The 21,449-nt window shown below is 62.2% G+C and carries 20 protein-coding genes; 13 read left to right on the plus strand and 7 right to left on the minus strand.

Annotated elements, in window-relative coordinates:
• Positions 1-9 precede the first annotated feature (9 nt).
• From kdpB to AB1J88_RS01340, 4 genes are all read left to right on the plus strand, one after another.
• Positions 10-2,067 carry a potassium-transporting ATPase subunit KdpB gene (gene kdpB / locus AB1J88_RS01325; RefSeq protein WP_174377164.1) on the plus strand — a complete coding sequence of 686 codons (2,058 nt, stop codon included), beginning with the start codon at positions 10-12 and terminating at the stop codon, positions 2,065-2,067.
• 131 nt (positions 2,068-2,198) lie between these two features.
• Entirely contained in the window at positions 2,199-2,744 is a 546-nt protein-coding gene (kdpC, locus tag AB1J88_RS01330; RefSeq protein WP_430290015.1) for a potassium-transporting ATPase subunit KdpC, read from the plus strand.
• Between the two features lie 127 nt (positions 2,745-2,871).
• Positions 2,872-5,523, plus strand: coding sequence for a DUF4118 domain-containing protein (locus AB1J88_RS01335; RefSeq protein WP_430290016.1), 2,652 nt, complete (start codon positions 2,872-2,874; stop codon positions 5,521-5,523).
• A 48-nt stretch (positions 5,524-5,571) separates the two neighbouring features.
• Positions 5,572-6,270 carry a response regulator gene (locus AB1J88_RS01340; protein ID WP_041069463.1) on the plus strand — a complete coding sequence of 233 codons (699 nt, stop codon included), beginning with the start codon at positions 5,572-5,574 and terminating at the stop codon, positions 6,268-6,270.
• Positions 6,271-6,411: 141 nt separating this feature from the next.
• On the opposite strand, the gene AB1J88_RS01345 is transcribed toward AB1J88_RS01340, so the two are convergent.
• Entirely contained in the window at positions 6,412-7,449 is a 1,038-nt protein-coding gene (locus tag AB1J88_RS01345) for a patatin-like phospholipase family protein (protein ID WP_047295500.1), read from the minus strand.
• Between the two features lie 217 nt (positions 7,450-7,666).
• On the opposite strand from AB1J88_RS01345, the gene AB1J88_RS01350 reads away from it, so the two are divergent.
• The 3 genes from AB1J88_RS01350 (at position 7,667) to AB1J88_RS01360 (ending at position 9,805) form a co-directional block, all read left to right on the plus strand.
• The gene (locus AB1J88_RS01350; protein WP_041069470.1) at positions 7,667-7,945 is read left to right on the plus strand and encodes a hypothetical protein; all 279 of its coding nucleotides are present in this window, start codon (positions 7,667-7,669) and stop codon (positions 7,943-7,945) included.
• Between the two features lie 79 nt (positions 7,946-8,024).
• A complete protein-coding gene (locus AB1J88_RS01355) occupies positions 8,025-8,789 on the plus strand; it encodes a CHAD domain-containing protein (RefSeq protein WP_047295498.1) in 765 nt (254 codons plus the stop codon).
• A gap of 221 nt (positions 8,790-9,010) precedes the next feature.
• The gene (locus AB1J88_RS01360) at positions 9,011-9,805 is read left to right on the plus strand and encodes an acyl-CoA thioesterase (RefSeq protein ID WP_430290017.1); all 795 of its coding nucleotides are present in this window, start codon (positions 9,011-9,013) and stop codon (positions 9,803-9,805) included.
• A 5-nt stretch (positions 9,806-9,810) separates the two neighbouring features.
• On the opposite strand, the gene AB1J88_RS01365 is transcribed toward AB1J88_RS01360, so the two are convergent.
• From AB1J88_RS01365 to AB1J88_RS01375, 3 genes are all read right to left on the minus strand, one after another.
• Entirely contained in the window at positions 9,811-10,176 is a 366-nt protein-coding gene (locus AB1J88_RS01365) for an Mpo1-like protein (protein WP_430290018.1), read from the minus strand.
• A gap of 188 nt (positions 10,177-10,364) precedes the next feature.
• Positions 10,365-11,846, minus strand: coding sequence for a methyl-accepting chemotaxis protein (locus AB1J88_RS01370; protein ID WP_198759840.1), 1,482 nt, complete (start codon positions 11,844-11,846; stop codon positions 10,365-10,367).
• A gap of 209 nt (positions 11,847-12,055) precedes the next feature.
• Positions 12,056-12,862: a TatD family hydrolase gene (locus AB1J88_RS01375; RefSeq protein WP_222018749.1), complete on the minus strand. Its 807-nt coding sequence runs from the start codon at positions 12,860-12,862 to the stop codon at positions 12,056-12,058.
• Between the two features lie 237 nt (positions 12,863-13,099).
• On the opposite strand from AB1J88_RS01375, the gene AB1J88_RS01380 reads away from it, so the two are divergent.
• From AB1J88_RS01380 to AB1J88_RS01390, 3 genes are all read left to right on the plus strand, one after another.
• The gene (locus AB1J88_RS01380; RefSeq protein ID WP_108183413.1) at positions 13,100-14,521 is read left to right on the plus strand and encodes a transglycosylase SLT domain-containing protein; all 1,422 of its coding nucleotides are present in this window, start codon (positions 13,100-13,102) and stop codon (positions 14,519-14,521) included.
• Between the two features lie 109 nt (positions 14,522-14,630).
• The gene (locus tag AB1J88_RS01385; RefSeq protein ID WP_041069491.1) at positions 14,631-15,065 is read left to right on the plus strand and encodes a DoxX family protein; all 435 of its coding nucleotides are present in this window, start codon (positions 14,631-14,633) and stop codon (positions 15,063-15,065) included.
• A gap of 249 nt (positions 15,066-15,314) precedes the next feature.
• On the plus strand, positions 15,315-15,623 hold the full coding sequence (locus AB1J88_RS01390; protein WP_003226820.1) for a hypothetical protein: 309 nt from the start codon (positions 15,315-15,317) through the stop codon (positions 15,621-15,623).
• Between the two features lie 5 nt (positions 15,624-15,628).
• On the opposite strand, the gene greB is transcribed toward AB1J88_RS01390, so the two are convergent.
• Genes greB through AB1J88_RS01405 form a run of 3 tightly spaced genes read right to left on the minus strand, consistent with a single transcriptional unit; the run spans position 15,629 to position 19,348 of the window.
• Positions 15,629-16,126 carry a transcription elongation factor GreB gene (greB, locus tag AB1J88_RS01395; RefSeq protein ID WP_007964774.1) on the minus strand — a complete coding sequence of 166 codons (498 nt, stop codon included), beginning with the start codon at positions 16,124-16,126 and terminating at the stop codon, positions 15,629-15,631.
• Positions 16,127-16,160: 34 nt separating this feature from the next.
• The gene (locus AB1J88_RS01400) at positions 16,161-18,665 is read right to left on the minus strand and encodes an ABC transporter permease (protein WP_430290019.1); all 2,505 of its coding nucleotides are present in this window, start codon (positions 18,663-18,665) and stop codon (positions 16,161-16,163) included.
• A complete protein-coding gene (locus tag AB1J88_RS01405) occupies positions 18,665-19,348 on the minus strand; it encodes an ABC transporter ATP-binding protein (RefSeq protein WP_041069503.1) in 684 nt (227 codons plus the stop codon). Before AB1J88_RS01405 ends, AB1J88_RS01400 begins: the two co-directional genes overlap by 1 nt.
• Before the next feature lie 10 nt (positions 19,349-19,358).
• Between AB1J88_RS01405 and AB1J88_RS01410 the strand changes: the two genes are divergently transcribed.
• From AB1J88_RS01410 to AB1J88_RS01420, 3 genes are all read left to right on the plus strand, one after another.
• A complete protein-coding gene (locus AB1J88_RS01410) occupies positions 19,359-19,964 on the plus strand; it encodes an arylesterase (RefSeq protein WP_041069506.1) in 606 nt (201 codons plus the stop codon).
• Between the two features lie 57 nt (positions 19,965-20,021).
• Positions 20,022-20,315, plus strand: a complete 294-nt coding sequence (locus tag AB1J88_RS01415) for a hypothetical protein (RefSeq protein ID WP_003226812.1) — start codon at positions 20,022-20,024, stop codon at positions 20,313-20,315.
• Positions 20,316-20,452: 137 nt separating this feature from the next.
• Positions 20,453-21,424: a L,D-transpeptidase family protein gene (locus AB1J88_RS01420; RefSeq protein ID WP_041069516.1), complete on the plus strand. Its 972-nt coding sequence runs from the start codon at positions 20,453-20,455 to the stop codon at positions 21,422-21,424.
• Positions 21,425-21,449 lie beyond the last annotated feature (25 nt).

Here is a 21,449-nt window from a genome sequence, read left to right on the forward strand (position 1 = left end):
GAGTCAATGATGAATATGCCCGCAATCAAACCCGCCGCCGTGAAGGCGCCGGAACAAGCGAAAACCGCGATCTCGGCCCTGTGGCGTCCGGCGCTGGTGCAAGCTTTCGTCAAGCTCGACCCGCGCCAACTGGTGCGTTCGCCAGTGATGCTGGTGGTCGAACTGACGGCGATTTTCACCACCGTGCTGTGCTTCATCCCGGACAACGTCGTGCCGACGTTCGTCGCCGCGCAGATTGCCCTGTGGCTGTGGTTCACGGTGCTGTTCGCCAACTTCGCCGAAGCCTTGGCCGAGGGGCGCGGCAAGGCCCGCGCCGACAGCCTCAAGGCCGGCAGCGAAGGCCTCAGCGCGCGGCGCAAACTGGCCAATGGCAGCTTCCAGGTCGTGCCTGCCGCCAACCTGCGCAAAGGTGATGTGGTGCGCGTCGAAGCGGGGGAGATGATCCCCGGTGACGGCGAAGTCATCGAAGGGATCGCGGCGGTCAATGAAGCGGCGATTACCGGTGAGTCGGCGCCAGTGATTCGCGAGTCCGGCGGCGATCGCTCGGCGGTCACCGGCAACACGCGCCTGGTGTCCGACTGGTTGCTGGTGAAGATCACCGCCAACCCCGGTGAGTCGACCCTCGACCGCATGATTGCGTTGGTCGAAGGCGCCAAGCGCCAGAAGACCCCGAACGAAGTCGCGCTGGATATCCTGCTGATCGGCCTGACTCTGATCTTCCTGCTGGTGGTAGTGACCCTGCAACCGTTCGCCCACTTCGCCAATGGCAGCCTGCCGCTGGTGTTCCTGGTGGCGCTGCTGGTCACGCTGATTCCGACCACCATCGGAGGCCTGTTGTCGGCCATCGGTATTGCCGGGATGGATCGTCTGGTACGCCTGAACGTGATCGCCAAGTCCGGTCGCGCCGTGGAAGCGGCCGGTGACGTGCACGTGCTGCTGCTGGACAAGACCGGTACCATCACCTTCGGCAACCGTCGTTGCAGCGCGGTGTATGCCGCGCCGGGCGTGAGTGGTCGCGAGTTGGCCGAAGGTGCGTTGTTCGCCTCGCTGGCGGACGAAACCGCCGAAGGCAAATCCATCGTCGAGTACCTGCGCGGTCTGCACCCGCAATCCGAACCAGCGCTGGATACCTTGATTGCCGTGCCGTTCAGCGCGGAAACCCGCCTGTCCGGTGTCGACTATCAGGGCCGCGTATACCGCAAGGGCGCCGTGGATTCGCTGCTGGCGTTCCTTGGTCAACAACGCTCCGATCTGGCCCCGGCGCTGTCGCGAGAAATCGACAAGATCGCCCAGAGTGGCGGCACGCCGTTGCTGGTCTGCGCCGACGGCAAGCTGCTGGGTGCGATCCACCTCAAGGACGTGGTCAAGCCAGGCATTCGCGAGCGTTTTGCCGAGCTGCGCAAACTGGGGATTCGCACGGTGATGGTCACCGGTGACAACCCGTTGACCGCTGCGGCCATCGCGGCTGAAGCGGGCGTCGATGACGTGCTCGCCGAAGCCACCCCGGAGAAAAAACTGGCGCGTATCCGCCATGAGCAGAACGACGGCCGTCTGGTCGCCATGTGCGGCGACGGCGCCAACGACGCCCCGGCGCTGGCCCAGGCTGACGTCGGCATGGCGATGAACGACGGCACACAAGCCGCGCGCGAAGCGGCGAACATGGTCGACCTCGACAGCGACCCGACCAAGCTGCTGGACGTGGTGCAGATCGGCAAGGAGTTGCTGGTGACCCGTGGCGCGCTGACGACGTTTTCCATCGCCAACGACGTGGCCAAATACTTCGCGATTCTGCCGGCGCTGTTCGCCGCGATTTATCCGCAACTGGGCGTGCTGAACATCATGCACCTGACCAGTCCGCAGAGCGCGATCCTCTCGGCCATCGTGTTCAACGCCCTGATCATCGTCGTGCTGATTCCACTGGCATTGCGCGGCGTGCGCGTGCAGGCGGCGAGCGCCGCGGCATTGCTGCGACGCAATCTGCTGATCTACGGACTGGGCGGGATTCTGGTGCCGTTCGTGGGGATCAAGGCGATCGACATGTTGCTGACGGCGCTGCATCTGGTGTGATCCATTCGCGCGCAGGCTCGCTCCCACAGTTGCAATGCGGTCCCCTGTGGTAGTCAGCCTGCTGGCGATGAAATCGACTCGGTCCACCTGAATTAACGCGGTATCCGCTTTCTGAATTCGAGGATTTTGCAATGTCCACAATGATACGTCCGGCCCTGAGCCTGCTGGTGCTGATGACCCTGGTCACTGGCGTGGCCTATCCACTGGTGGTGACCGGCGTCGCCCAGGTCGCCTTCCCTGATCAGGCCAATGGCAGCCTGGTGCACGATGCCGACGGCAAGGTGCGCGGCTCGTCGCTGATCGCCCAGGATTTCGTCGGTGATGCGTGGTTCCATCCACGTCCTTCGGCGGGCGCGTTTGCGACCGTGTCCAGCAGCGCCAGCAACCTGGCGCCGAGCAATCCAGCGCTGGCCACGCGGGTGATCGATGACGCCAACAAGTTGCAGGTGCCCGGCCAGGGGCCAGTGCCCTTGGCGCTGCTGACCACCTCCGGCAGTGGCCTCGATCCGCACTTGCCACCGGCGGCAATTGCCTATCAACTGGCGCGTGTCGCGCAAGCGCGCAACCTGCCGGTGTCGACCTTGCAGCAACTGCTCGATGCGCACATCGAACAGCCACTGGTGGGGCCGCCGGTGGTGAATGTGCTGGAATTGAACATGGCGCTGGAAAAGCTGTAATTCGGCGGCGCGGCCATTCGCGAGCAGGCTCGCTCCCACAAGAGCAACACTGAACCTGTGGGAGCGAGCTTGCTCGCGAAGAGGCCATAACTGGCAACGCATAAACATCTGACTGAAGAGATCAAGCATGAGCGACTCCGGCCGCGCCGACGCGCTGTTAGCAGACCTGCCCCGCGACGGCCGTGGTCGGCTGAAGATTTTCCTCGGCGCCGCTCCCGGCGTCGGCAAAACCTACGCCATGCTCCAGGCCGCACACACGCAATTGCGCCAGGGCGTGAAAGTCATCGCTGGCGTCGTCGAAACCCACGGCCGCGCGGAGACTGAAGCGCTGCTCGGCGGTTTGCCGCAGCAGCCGTTGGTGCGCTCGGAATACCGTGGCGTGATGCTCGAAGAAATGGACCTCGACGGTCTGCTTGCGGCTAAACCGAAACTGGTACTGGTGGACGAACTGGCGCACACCAACGCCCCGGGCAGTCGTCACGCCAAGCGCTGGCAGGATATTCAGGAACTGCTCGCCGCCGGCATCGACGTCTACACCACGGTCAACGTCCAGCACCTGGAAAGTCTCAACGATCAGGTGCGCGGCATCACCGGTGTGCAGGTGCGCGAAACCCTGCCGGACTGGGTGCTGCAGGAAGCCTACGAACTGCTGCTGATCGACCTGCCACCGCGCGAGCTGCTGGAGCGTCTGCGTGAAGGCAAGGTCTACGTGCCGGAACAGGCGCGAGCGGCGATCGATGCGTTTTTCACCCAGACCAACCTCACCGCGTTGCGTGAACTGGCGATGCAAACGGCGGCCGCGCAGGTTGATAACGATCTTGCGCAAGGCTATCGCCAACTCGGTCAGGCGGCTCCGGCGGTGCGCGGGCGGTTGCTGGTCGGCGTCGATGGCGACGCGCATGCCGAACGCCTGGTGCGTCACGCCAGCCGCGTGGCCCAGCGCCGGCATTTACCGTGGAGTCTGGTGCATGTCGACAACGGCACGGTGCGCGACGAGCAATCGCGCCTGCGCCTGCAAAATGCCCAGCAACTGGCCGAACGCCTCGGCGGCGAAGTGGTGTTGTTGCGCGCCGGCGAAGTGGCGAAAACCCTGATTCAGCATGCTGCCGAACGCCGGGCGAGTCTGCTGCTGGTCGGCCAGTCGCGGGCGAGTCTGCGCCGTCGTCTGTTCGGTGGTGGACTCGCCGCGCGTCTGTTGCGCCAGGCCCACGGCCTGGAAATCAACGTCCTCGATAACGACCATGAACACCCGCAGCCGCGTCTGCGGGCGACGCCGACGCTGGTCTGGTTCGACTATCTGTTGGCGCTGGTTGCCACGGTGTTGGCCAGTGCCCTGGCGTGGGCGGTCTCGAGTATTTTGCCGCTGCCGAACATCTCGCTGGTGTTTCTCGCGGCGGTGTTGCTGGTGGCGGTGCGCAGCAGTCTGGGGCCGGCGCTGGCGTGCGCGGCGCTGTCGTTTCTGACCTACGATTTTCTGTTCATTCCGCCGAATTTTTCCTTCGCCATCCAGCGCGAAGAAGACGTTTTGACCTTGCTGTTCTTCCTGCTGATGGCGGCGCTCACCGGTAATCTCGCTGCGCGTCAGCGACGGCAGTTGCAAGCGCTGCGCGACACGCAGGAAGAGACCACCGAGCTGCTCGACCTGTCGCGCAAACTCACGGCGGCGACGGATCGTCAGGCCGTGATCAGCGCTGCCGCGCAGCACCTCAATGGCTGGAGTGATCTGCAATTGTGCCTGCTCAACCGCGACGGCCAGGGCGGCTGGAAAGTCGAGACCGGCGGACCGCTGGAATTCAGCGAATCCGAACGTGCTGCCGCCGACTGGGCCTGGCAGCACGATCAACCGGCGGGCATGGGCACCGGCACGCTGCCATTCGGTCGCTGGTGGTGGTGGCCGCTGTCGGTGGAAGACGGGCCGCTGGCGCTGCTCGGGGTCTGCGCCAAAGAAGGCCAGACTTTGAGCGGCCAGCGTCGACGCCTGCTCACCGCGTTGAGTCAGCCGCTGGCGCAGGCGCTGGCCCGGGCGCAACTGGCGGACGATCTGGAAGCCGCGCGCCTGCACGGCGAAACCGAGCAATTGCGCAGTGCGCTGCTGGCCTCGGTATCGCATGATCTGCGCACACCGCTGACCGCCATGCGCGGCAGCATCGACAGCTTGCTGGCCCTCGGCGAAGCCATTCCACTGGAGGATCGCCGCGAGTTGCTCGAAGGCACGCGCGATGAAGCCGAACGCCTCGACCGCTACATCCAGAACCTGCTGGACATGACCCGCCTCGGCCACGGTGCATTGAAGCTCGCGCGCGACTGGGTAGCGCCGGCGGACATCGTCGGCAGCTCGCTCAATCGCCTGCGTGCAGTGCTCGCGCCGTTGCAGGTAAGCACCGATGTGCCGGCCGAGTTGCCGCTGCTGTTCGTGCACGCCGCGCTGATCGAGCAGGCGCTGGTCAATGTGCTGGAAAACGCTGCGCGCTTCTCGCCGCCACACGGTCGTTTGCAACTGAGTGCCGGCGCCAATGACGAAGAGATTTTCTTCTCGGTCAGCGACGAAGGCCCGGGAATTCCCGAGGACGAGCGGGCGAAGATTTTCGACATGTTCTACACCGCCGCCCGTGGTGATCGCGGCGGGCAGGGCACCGGTCTGGGGCTGGCGATCTGCCAGGGCATGGTCGGTGCGCATGGCGGGCGAATCAGCGTCGCCGACGGCATCGACGGCCGCGGCACTTGCATCACCCTGCACCTGCCGTTGCAGACGCAACCGGGGATGGACAATGAAGCCTGATCGCGACTGCGTTACTCTCTTGCCAATCTTTTGTGTTGATGTGAATTCATGAGCCAGACCGCGACCATTTTGGTCATCGATGACGAACCGCAGATCCGTAAATTCCTGCGCATCAGCCTCGCCTCACAAGGCTACAAAGTGCTCGAGGCCGGCACGGGTGCCGAGGGCCTGGCGCAGGCGGCGCTGAACAAGCCGGACTTGCTGGTGCTCGACCTCGGCCTGCCGGACATGGATGGCCAGCAGGTGCTGCGCGAGTTTCGCGAGTGGGCCACTGCGCCGGTGCTGGTGCTCTCGGTGCGGGCCAGCGAAGGGCAGAAAGTCCAGGCGCTGGATGGCGGCGCCAACGACTACGTGACCAAACCGTTCGGCATTCAGGAGTTTCTCGCCCGGGTCCGCGCGTTGTTGCGTCAGGCGCCGGCTGGCGAGGCGCAACAGGCGGCGCTGTCGTTCGGCCCGTTGACCGTGGATCTGGCCTATCGGCGGGTGTTGCTCGATGGCGCCGAAGTGGCGCTGACCCGCAAGGAATACGCGGTGCTGGCGCAACTGGCACGGCATCCGGGCAGGGTGATCACCCAACAGCAATTGCTCAAGGACATCTGGGGGCCGACGCATACCGAGGACAGTCATTACCTGCGGATTGTCGTTGGGCATTTGCGCCAGAAGCTGGCGGATGATCCGACTCGGCCGCGGTTTATTGTCACTGAAGCTGGCGTCGGGTATCGGCTGATCAGTGATAACAGTCTGTAGGTTTCGGGTTGGCTGAGCTGACGCCTTCGCGGGCAAGCCCGCTCCCACAGTGGACGGTGTGAAATACAAATTTCAATAACTGCGCAGAACCCTGTGGGAGCTGGCTTGCCTGCGATGAGGCCCTGACAGCCAGCCGGGATTTCAACCCTGCTCACTCTCATACCGATCCAGCGTATCCCGCGCAATCTCCCGCCCCAGCGCGATCAGTTCCGGCGCTTTGTAGAACTCGAAAAACCGGCACACGCGCTTCGGCACGTTGATCAGGATGTCCGGCGGATAGCCGGCGATCTTGTACTGCGCCAACGAGGTCTGCATCACCTCGAAACTCTGGTTGATCAAGTCCAGCAGTGACGCCGGCCCGACGTTGTCGATGATGAACGAACCGGTGGCGGATTTCGGCGCACCTTCGCGCTCGGGTGCCGCTGCCGGTTGCTGACTTTCCGGTTCGCTGCCTTCCAGCCACGGGTTGATGTCCGCCGCCTCCGCACGCAGGGCTTCCTGTTCAAGCAGCAGCAATTGCTCGGCCTGTTTGCGACGGAACGGCATCTTCGAACCCAGCGAACTGAGCAGGCTGTCGAAGCGCGAACGAAAGGCTGGCGGGCGCTGGATCACCGGCAATTTGTAGTGACGCTGGTTGGTGGCGTTGAGGTTGACCGCGATGATCAGGTCGCAGTGGCTGGACACCACCGGCACAATCGGCAACGGGTTGAGAATGCCGCCGTCCACCAGCATCCGATTGCCCTGCATCACCGGCGTGAACAGGCTGGGGATCGCCGCCGAGGCGCGCATCGCCTGATGCAGGCAGCCTTCCTGGAACCAGATTTCCTGCTGGTTGGTCAGGTCGGCGGCGACCGCGGTGTAGGGGATGCGCAGGTCTTCGATGTTGATTTCGCCGACGATCTTGCGGATCTGCCCGAAGACCTTTTCGCCGCGAATGGCCCCGAGACGAAAACTCACGTCCACCAGCCGCAGCACGTCCAGATAGTCGAGGGTTTCGATCCAGTTGCGATACTGATCGAGTTTGCCGGCCGCATAGATTCCTCCGACCACCGCCCCCATCGAACAACCGGCAATGCAGGCAATGTCGTAACCGCGTCTTTCGATCTCTTCGATGACTCCGATATGGGCGTAACCCCGGGCGCCACCGGAGCCCAGCACCAGTGCGACACGCTTTTTCATCAAGCTTCCTCCCCGACAAGGCTTCACAATGCACCCATCCGGGGGCGGGCGACAATCGTCAGGGTCGTTCGGGGCCGCAGGCGCGTCGTTTTTTCGCTACGGCGTGACCACTCGGCGCTATGCTTTGGTCACCGCAGATTCATGGGGCGCCAAGGCACTTTTCCCGCGCCGTAACGTCTTACCTGCACGACTGTTGACCTATTTTGAGGTGTGAGTGATGAAAGCCTGGATCTGTGTGCCGTTGATTGCGCTGGCATTGGCCGGTTGCGCTGGCAAGACTGCTTATCGTGACAGCTGTGGCAGTCAGCTCGATGCGGCGTGGCATGAACTGGACCTGGCCAAGGCCGAAGGTTTTGCCGGCACGGTCAGTTACTCCAAGGCGCTGTCATTGCTGACGGCGGCCAAGACTCAACAGCAATTCGAAGGCTTCGAAGGCTGCAGCAAAAAGGCCGAGAAAGCCCGTTTCTATATTCGCGAATCCCGCGCCGGACGCTAAGCTGCTGACTTGACGCAAGGATGCGCGTGCCTTCTGACGGCAGACTCATCCTTCAAGCCATGTGAATCAGGAGCAAGTGATGTCTGCGTTGGTGGATCGGTTGGTGGCTCATGTCCTGAGTCTGGAAGTGCGTTTGCTGGCCTGTCAGGCGCGCCTGACCGCGCGTACCGACCCCGAGGCGCTGCATGACCTGCGCACTACGGTACGGCGCTTGCGCAGCCTGTTGCGACCCTTGCGTGGCTTGCCCGGTGTCGAGCAACTGGAAGTGGCGGCATCCGCGGTGGGGCAGTTGACCACGCCGTGGCGCGACCGCGAGGTGCTGGCGGCGTACCTGCTCAAGCATGATCAACCGCAAGCGGCGCAGCGGCGCATGGCGCAAATGGACGAAGCCTATCCAGCCTTGGCAGCCAGCGCCGAAGTGGCTTCGCTGCTGATCATCCTCGACGCTTTCCCGCGATTTTTGCGTGCCTCCGAGCGTCAGGGGCTGCTCAAGGGGCTGGGCAAACGCATCGAAAAACGCCTGCACAAACAATGGAAAAAACTCGACGAGGCCCTGCACGATCCGGCCCATGACCGGCATCGTCTGCGCTTGCTGATCAAGCGCGTGCGGTATGGCATCGAAGCCTATCCGGAACTCGATCGCCTGCCTGAGCCGGCGCTGGAGCGGCTGAAGTCGGCGCAGGGCGCGCTGGGCGACTGGCACGATTGCTGGCAGTGGCTGGCGCGGGCCGAGCAGGAAAGCGATCTGCAACCCTGCGTCGCGACCTGGCAGGCGGGCCTGATCAAGGCTGAAGCCAAGGCGGATCGGGTGCTGGAAAAACTCAGTTCAGCCTGCTTCAAATAACCTCGATATCACCCGGCCCCTGTAGGAGCTGCCGAAGGCTGCGATCTTTTGATTTTAAAAAACAAAGATCGCAGCCTTCGGCAGCGCCTACAGGGGTTTTTCTTTGAGTGGGAAATCGGGGTAAGGCCTTTCTGTCAGTCCATTTGACCGGAATAGACGCTGCGGCGCTCTGCCATGCTGGTTAAGATCGCTGCATTCCTTTTTCGCTTGCCGAGGTTGTCATGCGCTTTTCCGATCTGCTCGAGGCGGTTCGTCGCCAGCCAGAAGTGACCATTCCCGCCGAGTGGGGTCAGGGCCGGGCCAGTTTTGGCGGCCTGGTCGCGGCGCTGCAATACGAAACCATGCGCGCGGAAGTGCCGGCCGAGCGCCCGGTGCGTTCGTTGGCGATCACCTTTGTCGGCCCGGTCGAGCCGGACGTCCCGGTGCGTTTCGAAGTTGATGTGTTGCGCGAAGGCAAAGCGGTTAGTCAGGTGCTGGGGCGTGCGATGCAGAACGGTCAGGTGGTGACTATCGTGCAGGGCAGCTTCGGTGCTTCGCGGCCTTCGGAAGTGGCCGTTGCCGCATATCCGGCAGTCGAAATGAAACACTGGGAGGAATGCCAGGAGTTGCCCTATATCAAAGGCGTGACCCCGGAGTTCATGCGGCACCTGGCGATGCGCTGGAGTGTTGGCGGCATGCCGTTCACTGGCAATAAGTCTCGGCAGATGGGCGGCTGGGTGCGCTTGCGTGGGGACGTCAAGGAAGAACCGGCCAATGAGGCGCATCTGCTGGCGCTGGTGGATGCCTGGCCTCCGGCACTGTTGCCGTATCTGAAGAAACCGGCACCGGGCAGCACGTTGACCTGGACCATTGAATTCGTGCAGCCGCTACGCGACTTGAGCACGCTGGACTGGTGCAAATACCTGGCGGATATCGAGTACGCCGCTGATGGTTACGGCCATGTGGCCGCCAAGCTGTGGAGCGCGGAGGGGGAGTTGATTGCCATGAGTCGGCAGACCGTGACGATTTTTGCCTGAGTCACTCAATGCCGACGGTGGCGCTCCCGCCAGGCGCGCCACCAGCCGCCACTGAGGAAAAACCGCGGAAAGGTCAGGAACTGCTCGACCAGCAAGCGTGACACGGCATCTTTGTGATCGCTGAACGGCTCGGAGGCTTGCGCCTCCAGGCTGTGGCCGTGGCGCTGCAGACCCAGCGCCGCGACAATCCCGATTACGCCGATGGCGACACTGGCCAGGCTCAGGCTGAACACTCCGGACACAATCAACAGAAACGCGACGATGAACAGCGGCACGGCAATCAGGTGCAACACCAGATTGGTCGGGTGCTGGTGATTGTTCGGGTACGCGCGCCATTGCCACGCGGGAAGGTTGGGGTGACGTTTGCCCATGTTGACTACTCCTCGATCCATGTTGAACACATGCTTGAAGAATAGGCCGGGGCGGGTGGGGCGGCGAATCAAGGTTGGCTATTGGCATCATAGTAATGGTGAACAAAAAAAGATCGCAGCCTTCGGCAGCTCCTACATTGAAATGCGTATACCTGTAGGAGCTGCCGAAGGCTGCGATCTTTTGATCTTCAGAGTTTCAACTGCCCGATTGCCTTGTTGAGCTCCCCGGCCAACGTTGCCAACTCATTACTGGTGGTCGCCGAATCCACGGTCTGCTGCACGGTGTTTTCAGTCACATCACGAATGCTCACCACTGCCCGATTCATCTCTTCCGCCACTTGGCTCTGCTGCTCGGCCGCCACCGCAATCTGCGTGTTGCTCTCGCGCATCTGCGCCACGGCGCCAGTGATTTCCGCCAGCGCCTCGCCAGCCTCCTGTGCCTGCTGCACGCAGTCGTCGGCCTTGTACGAACTCTCCTGCATGAAGTCCACCGCATCGCGGGTGCCGGCCTGCAGCGCCGAGACCATGGTGGTGATTTCATCGGTGGAGGTCTGCACGCGTTTCGCCAGGTTGCGCACCTCATCGGCGACTACCGCAAAACCGCGGCCCATCTCGCCGGCACGGGCTGCTTCGATGGCGGCGTTCAGTGCCAGCAGATTGGTTTGCTCGGCGATGCTGTGAATCACGCTGACCACGCCGTTGATCTTCTGGCTGTCTTCGGCCAGGCGCTGGATCATTTCGGCTGTCTGCTGCACGCCGCTGGAGAGTCCGGCAATCGACTGCTGTACGCGACTGACCACTTGTTGACCGCTGCCGGCCAGACCATCGGCGGTCTGCGACAGATCGCGGGTGGCGCCGGCGTGCTGGGCGATGTGATAAACCGTGGCGGTCATTTCGTTGATTGCGGTGGCGGCCTGATCGGTTTCACTTTGCTGACCGAGCATGCCGTGGCGCACTTCGTTCATGCTCGCCGCCAGACGCGCGGCACCGACGTCGAGTTGTCGCGCAGTGTTGGCGACGGTGGTGACCACCCGTTGGTATCCGGCCTGCATCGCGTTGAACGCGTTGGCCATCTGCCCGACTTCGTCCTTGCACGCCAGCGGCACGCGGGCCGAGAGGTCACCGCTTTTCTCGACGTGCAGCATCACGTCTTTCAATGTGTTGAGTTGGCTGAGCAGGAAGCGGATCAGCAGTTGCGAAGCGCCGAGCATGGCCAGCATCAGGATGAACACTGCCACCGCGTAGTTGGCAAAACGTTCGCTGAACACTTGCGCCAGGCTTGGACCATAGGCAATGACTGCCACCTGCTGTCCGTCGGCGCGGCTGAACACTTCGGCGCCCATTAACGGGTTACTGCCGAACAATGGCAGGTGATTGATTTCGTTCCAGCCGTTGTTGTCGCTGATCTCCAGCACCGGCTGATCGTTGAGGCGCGGCGCTTCCCCGCGTTTGAAGGTCAGAATCTGATCAGCCTTGGGCAATGCCTGCCCGGCCGGCCAGGCCTTGAGCAATTGTGCCTGGGCCTGGGCGGAGGCCTGCGCCGCGTGGCTGCGCGCCTGCTGTTCCAGTTGCACGGCGTACAGCACCAGCAACAGGGTGGTGACGAAAGCGACTGCGTTGACCGCCCAGAATTTGTATTTCAGCGAGATATTGCTAAGCCAGGCACCCATGGAGGTCTTCTCTGATAGCGGAAACAGTTTTGGCAAGGTGCCAGCATTGTGCCGCTATGCAGATCTGCGGATCTTGATACACATCAAAAGAACTCATCCCCCCTGTGGGAGCGAGCCTGCTCGCGAAGAGGGCGTGTCGGCCAACATCATTGACATCTGAACCACCGCTTTCGCGAGCAGGCTCGCTCCCACAGGGGGATTCTGGTGTGTCAGGGAAGGGCAGGAAGGTTGAAGAACGCGCGGGCACACGCGGTGGTGTGCGCTGCCAGGTCTTCCTCGCTCTCGCCTCGGTGCAACGCCACTTCGCGCAATACTTCGGTCAGATACGCCGGCTCATTGCGGCCGTTCTTCGGTTTTGGGCGCAAGGTGCGCGGCAGCAGATACGGCGCGTCGCTTTCGAGCATCAGTCGTCCGCGTTTGATCTCCTTGACCAGCGAGTGCAGGTGCGTGCCGCGGCGCTCGTCGCAGATCCAGCCGGTGATGCCGATGTGCAGGTCCAGATCCAGGTAACTGAACAAGGCTTTTTGCTCGCCCGTAAAGCAGTGCACCACAGCGGCGGGCAATTGATCACGGAAGTCCCGGAGGATCTCCAGCAAGCGCTGACTGGCATCGCGTTCGTGGAGGAACACCGGCAATTGCAGTTCTACTGCCAGCGCCAGATGTTCTTCGAGGACTTTTTCCTGTTGCGGGCGCGGCGAGAAATCACGGTTGAAATCCAGCCCGCATTCACCCACGGCGACCACGTTTGGCTCGTGCAGCAGACTGCGCAACCGGCGCGCGCTGTCAGCATTCCAGTCACTGGCCGAATGCGGGTGAATGCCAGCGGTGGCGAACAGCTGTTGGCCGCCGTCATCCAGTTGCCGGCACAGCTCCAGCGCCTGTTCGCTACCTTCGACGCTGGTGCCGGTCAGCACCAGTTGGCAGACCCCGGCAGCGTAGGCGCGGTCGAGCACGGCCTGATGTTTTTCAGCAAAACTGGGGTTGGTCAGGTTGACGCCGATATCGATGAGTTGCATGGTTCTACCTCGGGCCGAAGGCCGGAAAGCATACCAGAGCTGTAGATTTATAAGAAAAGCCAAGAACTACAAAGAGTTATAGCTGTCTTTTGATGCCGTGACAGAGCCCGGGTTGGCGCAAAAGCCATCACTGTGCCAGTCTCTCGCACTTTGCCAGCGCTCCAGGCGCTCTGTTTTCGTCGGCGATTTTGACCGTTCAGCGGTTAAAAAACGCCCCGTATTCTTTCCGGAGAGTGGATGCATCGTCCCTCGGTTTTGCTCCTGTTGTGTGCGTCGCTGCTACTGCCGATAACGGCGGTTGCGCGCTTGCCCGGGCCACAGCAAGCCGTACCGGCCGCCAAGGTCCGTGACCTGTCGGAGATACGCAGCAGCCGCGTACTGCGAGTGCTGGTCAACCAGAGTCGCAACAGCTCTGGAGAAGTCCAGGGCCAGGCCATCGGTGTCGAATACCATCGCCTGCGCGCCTTCGAGCAGTACCTCAATGGCCACGCCCGCGACGGCCAGGAAGTCACTCTCAAGATCATTCCCAAAGCCAAGGATCAACTGCTCGGCGCGTTGCAACGCGGCGAAGGTGATCTGGTGGCGCCCGGCGAGCTGCTTGATCTGCAACCCGGCCACGCGGTGGCCAGCAGCGAGCCGATCGCCAGCAATGTGCCGCTGGTGCTGGTCGGTATCAAGGGCGAGCGTCGTTACACCAAGGTCGAGCAGCTTTCCGGCAAGACCCTGGCCTTGCCAACCGGCAGTGCGGCAGGGGACGCGGTGAGCCAGCTCAATCAGAAACTGGCGCTGCACAAACTGGCGCCGATCAAGATCGAATGGGTCGATCCGACGCTGGCGGTCGAGGACGTGCTGGAGATGGTGCAGGGCGGAATTTTTCACCTGACTATCGTTGAGCAACCGATCGCCGAGCGCTGGGGCAAGATCCTGCCCAAGCTGCGTTTTGACCGGCAATTGATGATCAGTGAACCGGGTGAGGAGTACTGGTTCGTGCGCCGTGATGCCTCGATGCTGCGGGCGAGCATCGATCGCTTTCTGGTCGGCTACAGGAAGCCGGCGAACGAGGATGCCGAATTCCTGCGGATCTATCGGCGCCTCTACCAAGTGCACTATCCGTTGGCCAAGGCTGACCGTCAGCGTCTGGAAAAACTGCGCCCGACTCTGCAAAAACACGCCGATGCACAAAACATGGACTGGCTGAACCTGGCGGCGCTGGCCTTCAAGGAGTCGGCCCTGCAACCCGGCGCCCGCAGCGGCAGCGGCCCGACCGGGTTGATGCAGATCACCCCGTCCGCGGCGCAGCGGGTCGGTGTGAACAACATCCAGAATCTCGATGCGAATGTGCAGGCCGGGGCCAAGTATCTGGCGATGATCCGTCGCAAGTTTTTCAACAGTCCGAAACTCAATGAGCGCGAGCGCATGGCGTTCACACTGGCGGCCTACAACATCGGCCCGGAACGGGTGCAAGGCATGCGCGCCGAGGCACGGCGGCGCGGGCTGAATCCCAACCAGTGGTTTTTTCAGGTCGAACGCATCGCCATGGAGCAGGTGGGCATGGGCCCCGTCAGCTATGTTAATAGCGTGAACAAGTACTACCTGGCGTTCGACCGGGAGCGGGAGTCACTGGAGCCCCGGGAACAGAAAGTCGCCTCACGGAAATGATCTAATAATTTGATTGTTATGGCGAAATAATTGCGCTTTTAACATGAATTTAACTGATTAATATAGCGGGCCAATCCCAACACACTTCTCGCAAAACAAGGAATGCCCCATGAGCTCACTGATCAACAAGGTTCTGTTCACCCGCGCCGGTTACGGCCTGACCATTCTGCGCATCGCGGTCGGCGTGATCTTCGCCGCCCACGGTTCGCAAAAACTCTTTGGTCTGTTTGGTGGTTACGGTCTGGCGGGCACCGCGCAGTACATGGACAGCATCGGTCTGCACCCGGGTTACCTGATGGCCACGCTGGCCGGCGGTACTGAGTTTTTTGCCGGTCTGGCGTTGATTATCGGCCTGCTGGCGCGCCCGGCGGCGCTGGGTCTGACCTTCCTGTCGCTGGTGGCGATCTTCACCGTGCACATCAGCAACGGTCTGTTCATGGCCAACAACGGTTACGAGTTCGCCCTGGCGTTGCTCGGTGGCAGCCTCGCGGTGATGATCGAAGGCGCCGGCAAGCTGTCGGTGGATCGCGCCATCGCCGGTTGAGCGCTCTGGATCAAGCAAAAGGCCCGCATTGTGCGGGCCTTTTTTTGTTGTGGCTGATTCTTGACACTCATCGGTCACGTTCTCTAGGATGTTGCTCATGCGCCGATTTAAACAGCTACTTGCGGGGCGCCAGGTGACTCAGACAGTTGCCGTCAGAAGCCGGAACAGGGCTTCGAAATACCGCTAAAGCGCTGGTTCGGTGTTGCCTCTCACCTGCCATGCAGACTTTTGAGGCAGAGACACGACACGATGAATGCACTACGCCCTCCAGCACGTCCCGCGCCGATCACGGCACATATCACCCAACGCAATCCAAAAATCCTGCTTGGCGGCAAACACCAGCCGACGCTGTTGCGTTATCTCGATGGCTGGCCACGTCGCAGCGGCGGTCCTGCCGCGTTCCTGATCCAGTTCGTTGAAGACGGCGAGTCGCTGGCGCGCTTTGCCAGTGACAGTTTTGACCTCGCCGTGATTCAGGCACCAAGCGCTGAAGACGCGCCAGAAATGATCAAGCAACTGACCCGCGTTGCACGGCAGGGTTTGATCACCCGCCGCTGAAACGCTCAGGGATAGTCGATCGCCACGATATAGACAAACTGCTCACCGGTTGGCGTCTGCACCCGAACCTCGGCGTCCAGCGCCTTGCCGATCAAGGCACGAGCCAGCGGTGAGTCAATGCTGATCAGACCCAGTTTCAGATCCAGTTCATCCGGGCCGACGATACGGTAGCGCGACTGCTTGCCGTCTTCGTCCTCGATGGTCACCCAGGCACCGAAGTATACCTTGTTCGGATCGCTGGGTTTTTCGCTGACGACCTTCAGTGCTTCGAGTCGCTTGGTGAGAAAACGCACGCGGCTGTCGATCTCGCGCAGCATTTTCTTGCCGTAGGTGTACTCGGCGTTTTCCGAACGATCACCCTGCGCCGCTGCCTCGCTGACTGCCTGCGTCACTTGCGGGCGGCGCACATGCCACAGTTCATGGAATTCGGCGCGCATCCGCGCTTCACCTTCAGGGGTGATCAGCGCGGTGCCGGCGGTGCGGGGAGGGCGATAACGGCTCATGGCAACTTCTTGTGGTGACGAAGGCTGGAGTCTATCAACCCTCGCGCAAGACTGTCAGCGGACTCGCATTCAGTGCTCGACGAGTGCCGAACACGCCGGCACCGCCAATCAGTGCGGCGCCAATCAATGGCAGCACCAGCAGCCATGGATGCGGATGCCATGGCAGATCGAAGGCAAAGCGATACAACACCAGACTCACGACTTCCGAACCGATGGCCGCCAGCAAACCGCTGACCGCGCCGAGCAGACCGAACTCGATACGCCGCGCCTTGACCAGCAACTGCCGTTGCGCGCCCAGTGCGCGTAACAACGCGCCTTGGCGAATGCGCTCGTCCAGCGTGGCTTGCAAGCCAGAGAACAGCACCGCCATCCCCGCCGCCAGCACAAATAACAACACGTATTCCACCGCCAGGGTGACCTGGGCGAGGATGCTGCGCAGCTGTTCGAGCAGAGCTTCGACCTGAAGGATGGTCACCGCCGGGAATGCCCGTGACAGTTCGACAATCTGCTGATCGTGACCGGGTGCCAGATAGAAACTGGTCAGGTAAGTCGCCGGCAGATCCCTCAGGGTGCCGGGCTGGAAGATCATGAAGAAGTTCGGCTGAAAGTTGTCCCAATTGATTTCGCGCAGACTGGTGACCCTGGCTTCACGATTGACCCCGCCCACGCTGAACACCATGCGATCGCCGAGTTTGAGCTTGAGGCTTTCGGCGACTTTGCCTTCCACCGACACGCCCGGTATGTCTTCCGAGGGTTGCCCGGTCCACCACACACCGGCGGTGAGCGTGTTGCCGGCCGGCAAGTCTGCGGCCCAGGTCAGGCTCAAGTCGCGTTGCACTGCGCGGTCGCCGGCCGAATCCTTGCTGACGATCTGCTGCACCGGTTCGCCGTTGATGCTGATCAGCCGTCCGGGCACCACTGGGTATAGCGGTGCCGCTTGAGCCGAGACTTTGATCAGGTGGTCGGTGAAGGCTTGTTTGTCCGCTGGCAGGATGTTCAGGGCAAAGTAATTCGGTGCGTTTTTCGGCAACTGGTTTTGCCAGGTGTCGAGCAGCTCGCCGCGCAGCAGAGCGATCAATGCCATCGACAACAGGATCAGACCGAACGCCAGCGCCTGCCCGGCCGCCGCCAGCGGATGACGCAACAACTGACCCAGACCGAGGCGCCACGGTAGCGGCGCACGGGCGAGCATCCGTCGCAGGCTGTTGAGCAGCAACAACAGCAAACCACCCAATACCAGCGCCGCGATTACACCGCCGCCCAGCAGGGCGAAAGTCAGCAACAGATCCAGACTCAGGCGCCACATGATCAGACCCAGTGCGCCCAGTGCCGCGCCATAGACCATCCAGGTACTCGACGGAATCGGCAGCATGTCACGGCGCAGCACGCGCAGTGGAGGTACCCGACCCAGCGCGGCAAGCGGTGGCAGGGCGAAACCGGCGAGTGCGACCAGTCCCGTACCGATGCCGGCCATCGCCGGAAACAGGCCGCCTGGCGGGACATCTGCCGGCAGCAGATCGTGCAGCAGGGCAAACAGCCCCAGTTGTGCGAGCCAGCCAAGCACCGCGCCACTGAGGGCGGCGAACAAACCCAGTACGCTCAGTTGAATACTGAACAACAGCATGGTTTCTCGACGCGACAAACCGAGGCAGCGCAGCAAGGCACTGGCATCGAAGCGGCGACTGGCAAAGCGGTTTGCAGACAGTGCCACGGCCACGCCGGCCAGCAGTACCGCGACCAGACTGGCCATGTTCAGGTAGCGCTCGGCCTTGCCCAATGCGCCGCCAATCTGCCGGTTGCCGTCACGCGCATCCTGAATGCGCTGATTGGCGGCCAGGCCCGGTTTGAGCAATTGCCGATAGGTTTCCAGCGCCTGCGGTTCGCCGCGCCACAGTTCGCGATAACTCACGCGGCTGCCGGGTTGCACTACGCCGGTGGCGGCGAGGTCATCGAGGTTGATCATCACCCGAGGCGTTAAGCTGTAGAAGTTGCCGGCGCGATCCGGTTCGTAGGTCAGCACGCGGGTCAGTTTCAGCGTTTTCATGCCGACGTCGATGCTGTCGCCGATTTTCAGGTCCAGGGCGGTCAGCAAGCGTGCCTCGACCCACGCTTCACCGGGTTGCGGTTCGCCGCCGGTTGTCTCGGCGGCAAGCGGCGCCGGGGCACTTTTCAGTTCGCCGCGCAGTGGATAAGCGCGGTCGACGGCTTTGATGCTCGATAACTGAATGCCGTTGTCAGTGGCGACGACGCTGGAAAACTCCACCACCTGTGCATGATTCAAACGCAGCTCGGTGCCGCTGCGAATCTGTTCGTCGCGGGCCGGCGAACTGCCTTCGAGGACCAGGTCGGCGCCAAGGAACTCGGTGGCGCGCAGCATCATTGCGCCGTTGAGACGGGCGCCGAAGTAACCGATTGCGGTACTCGCGGCCACCGCCACCAGCAGGGCGAAGAACAACACGCGAAGTTCGCCGGCGCGAGCATCGCGCAGCAATTGGCGAAGGGCGAGACTGAACAGGCGCAAGAGCGGCAGACGTGCCATCAAGGCTCCAGAGGGGCGACCAGCAGCCCGGCTTCAAGTCGGATCAGGCGCCGGCAGCGATGGGCCAGGCGTTCGTCGTGGGTCACCAGTACCAGCGTGGTGCCGCGTTCCTTGTTCAGTTCGAACAGCAAGTCGCTGATGCGCTCGCCGGTGTGGCTGTCGAGGTTGCCGGTGGGTTCGTCGGCGAACAGCACGTCCGGCTCGGCAGCGAAAGCCCGGGCAATCGCCACGCGCTGCTGTTCACCACCGGAGAGCTGGCGCGGCGAGTGCGTCAGGCGCTGGCCGAGGCCGACGCGCTGCAACAATTCAGTGGCGCGCTCACGGGCGTCCTTGCGGCCATCGAGTTCCAGCGGCAGCATGACGTTTTCCAGGGCGTTGAGGCTGTCGAGCAACTGGAACGACTGAAAGACGAAGCCTACGTGCTCGGCACGGATGCGCGCGCGCTGGTCCTCGTCGAGACTGCTCAGGCCTTGTCCGGCGAGAATGACTTCGCCGCTGCTCGGCAAATCGAGACCGGCGAGCAGGCCGAGCAGGGTGGATTTGCCGGAACCGGACGCGCCGACGATGGCCAGGCTGTCACCCTGGTTCAGTTCCAGGCTGAGTTCGTGCAGGATAGTCAGTTCACCTTCCGCGCTGGGAACCACTTTGCTGAGGTTCTTCGCGGTGAGAATGCTTGCGCCCATGGAGAATCCGATGCGTGTGTGGTTTTTGAGTGCTGGCCTGGCCTTGATGTGCATGGCCCAGAACGCAGCGGCGGGTACTGTCCTGATCGTTGGCGATAGTATCAGCGCCGGTTTCGGACTGGATACCCGCCTGGGGTGGGTATCGCTGCTCGAGCAACGGCTCAAGGCTGAAGGTTTTGACGACAAAGTGGTCAATGCCTCCATCAGCGGTGACACCAGTGCCGGAGGCCAGGCGCGCCTGCCGGCGCTGCTTGCAGAGCATAAGCCGGAACTGGTGATCCTCGAATTGGGCGGCAATGACGGCCTGCGCGGAATGCCGCCAACGCAATTGCAACAAAACCTTGCGGCAATGATCGACAGCTCGCGCCAGACCGGTGCCAAGGTGCTCCTGCTCGGCATGCAATTGCCGCCGAACTACGGCAAGCGTTACACCGATGCCTTTGCCGAGGTCTACGGCAAACTTGCGGACGAGAAAAACATCCCGCTGGTACCGTTTTTCCTCGAAGGCGTGGGCGGGCATCCCGAGCTGATGCAGGCCGATGGTCTGCACCCGGCAGTCGGGGCTCAGGGCAAGTTGCTGGAAAATGTCTGGCCGACGCTAAAACCGCTGTTATGAGGCTTTTCTAGTGGCAGGCTTTCGGCTAATGTGGCGCCCCCTTATTTGGAGCCCCCGATGCCGCGTCCTGCCTGGTCCCTGTTTGCCTACCAACTGATCGAGCCTGACGAACAGCTGGATCTGTTCGCCTGCCAGGAAGTGCGGGTGCATCTGGTGACCCGTCAGCTCGAACTCGGAGGCTCGGCCGACCGTACGTTGTGCGGCAGTCTGTTGCCGGCGCAGCCGCGCTGGTCCAGCGTCGATCGCCGGGTGTTCCAGGATCAGCGTCTGTGTTCGTTGTGCCGGGCGATTCTCGAGTCGCAAAAACGTGGCACCTCGCCGATCTGGCCTGAGTTGCGTTTCGAGCTTTAGGACCAATAGATCGCAGCCTGCGGCAGCGCCTGCATGAAGACTTCTGGCTGCCCATCGGCGCATCTCCCCGAATTCCCGAGGTGCGGTGTACAATCGCGCTCTTATACCCCTTGTTGATCATGCGAAGGATTTTCCGGATGTTGCCGCGCTTTCCTGCCGTCACCCGCTGCCTGTCACTTGCCGCCCTGTGTGTGGCCGGTCCCGTTGCTGCATTGGAGTTTCCCCTGCCACCGCCTGGTGAGGACATCATCGGTCAGGTGCAGGTGATCAAGGCCAAGTACGAAGACACCTTCGCTGACCTGGGGACCAAGTACGACCTGGGCTATTCGGAAATGGTCGCGGCCAACCCGGGTGTCGATGCCTGGCTGCCGGGCGCGGGTACTGAAATCGTTCTGCCGACGCGGTTCATTCTGCCGCCGGGGCCGCGCGAGGGCATCGTGATCAACCTCGCCGAATACCGTCTCTACTACTACCCGAAAGGCCGGAACGTGGTGTACACCTTCCCGCTGGGTATCGGCCGTGAAGGTTGGGGTTCGCCAATCGCGCATACCTCGATCACCGCCAAGACGCCGAACCCGACCTGGACCCCTCCTGCGTCGATCAAGGCCGAGCACGCCGCTGATGGTGATCCGCTGCCGAACGTGGTGCCGGCCGGTCCTGACAATCCGCTGGGCCCGTTCAAGTTCACCCTGGGCACCCCGGGCTACCTGATCCACGGCTCGAACAAGAAGTTCGGCATCGGCATGCGCACCAGCCACGGCTGCTTCCGGATGTTCAACAACAACGTCCTGGAAATGGCGGCCATGGTGCCGGTCGGGACTTCGGTGCGCATCCTCAATGACGCGTACAAGTTCGGCAGCAGTGGCGGCAAGGTCTATCTGGAAGCGCACACGCCAATCGACGACAAGGGCAATCCGTCGGTGGTCGACAAGCACACGGCGGTGATCAACGCGATGCTCAAGCGCGAAGACGTGACCAACAATCTGCGCGTGAACTGGGATGTGGTGCGTGATGTGGTGGCGGCCGAAGACGGTTTGCCAACCGAAATCGGCACGCCGAATACCTCGGCTCCGATTGTCTCGAGTGCGCCGATCGACCTGCAGCAATAAGGCCGACCCAGACCCGCCGATGCAA

It is taken from the genome of Pseudomonas sp. S8, assembly GCF_050473925.1.
In the GTDB taxonomy this organism is placed as follows: Bacteria; Pseudomonadota; Gammaproteobacteria; order Pseudomonadales; family Pseudomonadaceae; genus Aquipseudomonas; species Aquipseudomonas parakoreensis.

What these genes read in the sequence shown, in the direction of transcription:
- AB1J88_RS01410 (WP_041069506.1), top strand. Translation starts at nt 19,359, where the DNA reads ATGCGTGTGTGGTTTTTGAGTGCTGGCCTGGCCTTGATGTGCATGGCC.
- kdpB (WP_174377164.1), top strand. Translation starts at nt 10, where the DNA reads ATGAATATGCCCGCAATCAAACCCGCCGCCGTGAAGGCGCCGGAACAA.
- AB1J88_RS01370 (WP_198759840.1), bottom strand. Translation starts at nt 11,846, where the DNA reads ATGGGTGCCTGGCTTAGCAATATCTCGCTGAAATACAAATTCTGGGCG.
- AB1J88_RS01390 (WP_003226820.1), top strand. Translation starts at nt 15,315, where the DNA reads ATGAATGCACTACGCCCTCCAGCACGTCCCGCGCCGATCACGGCACAT.
- AB1J88_RS01360 (WP_430290017.1), top strand. Translation starts at nt 9,011, where the DNA reads ATGCGCTTTTCCGATCTGCTCGAGGCGGTTCGTCGCCAGCCAGAAGTG.
- AB1J88_RS01405 (WP_041069503.1), bottom strand. Translation starts at nt 19,348, where the DNA reads ATGGGCGCAAGCATTCTCACCGCGAAGAACCTCAGCAAAGTGGTTCCC.
- AB1J88_RS01375 (WP_222018749.1), bottom strand. Translation starts at nt 12,862, where the DNA reads ATGCAACTCATCGATATCGGCGTCAACCTGACCAACCCCAGTTTTGCT.
- AB1J88_RS01350 (WP_041069470.1), top strand. Translation starts at nt 7,667, where the DNA reads ATGAAAGCCTGGATCTGTGTGCCGTTGATTGCGCTGGCATTGGCCGGT.
- AB1J88_RS01340 (WP_041069463.1), top strand. Translation starts at nt 5,572, where the DNA reads ATGAGCCAGACCGCGACCATTTTGGTCATCGATGACGAACCGCAGATC.
- AB1J88_RS01345 (WP_047295500.1), bottom strand. Translation starts at nt 7,449, where the DNA reads ATGAAAAAGCGTGTCGCACTGGTGCTGGGCTCCGGTGGCGCCCGGGGT.
- AB1J88_RS01355 (WP_047295498.1), top strand. Translation starts at nt 8,025, where the DNA reads ATGTCTGCGTTGGTGGATCGGTTGGTGGCTCATGTCCTGAGTCTGGAA.
- greB (WP_007964774.1), bottom strand. Translation starts at nt 16,126, where the DNA reads ATGAGCCGTTATCGCCCTCCCCGCACCGCCGGCACCGCGCTGATCACC.
- AB1J88_RS01415 (WP_003226812.1), top strand. Translation starts at nt 20,022, where the DNA reads ATGCCGCGTCCTGCCTGGTCCCTGTTTGCCTACCAACTGATCGAGCCT.
- AB1J88_RS01420 (WP_041069516.1), top strand. Translation starts at nt 20,453, where the DNA reads ATGTTGCCGCGCTTTCCTGCCGTCACCCGCTGCCTGTCACTTGCCGCC.
- AB1J88_RS01365 (WP_430290018.1), bottom strand. Translation starts at nt 10,176, where the DNA reads ATGGGCAAACGTCACCCCAACCTTCCCGCGTGGCAATGGCGCGCGTAC.
- AB1J88_RS01400 (WP_430290019.1), bottom strand. Translation starts at nt 18,665, where the DNA reads ATGGCACGTCTGCCGCTCTTGCGCCTGTTCAGTCTCGCCCTTCGCCAA.
- AB1J88_RS01380 (WP_108183413.1), top strand. Translation starts at nt 13,100, where the DNA reads ATGCATCGTCCCTCGGTTTTGCTCCTGTTGTGTGCGTCGCTGCTACTG.
- AB1J88_RS01385 (WP_041069491.1), top strand. Translation starts at nt 14,631, where the DNA reads ATGAGCTCACTGATCAACAAGGTTCTGTTCACCCGCGCCGGTTACGGC.
- AB1J88_RS01335 (WP_430290016.1), top strand. Translation starts at nt 2,872, where the DNA reads ATGAGCGACTCCGGCCGCGCCGACGCGCTGTTAGCAGACCTGCCCCGC.
- kdpC (WP_430290015.1), top strand. Translation starts at nt 2,199, where the DNA reads ATGTCCACAATGATACGTCCGGCCCTGAGCCTGCTGGTGCTGATGACC.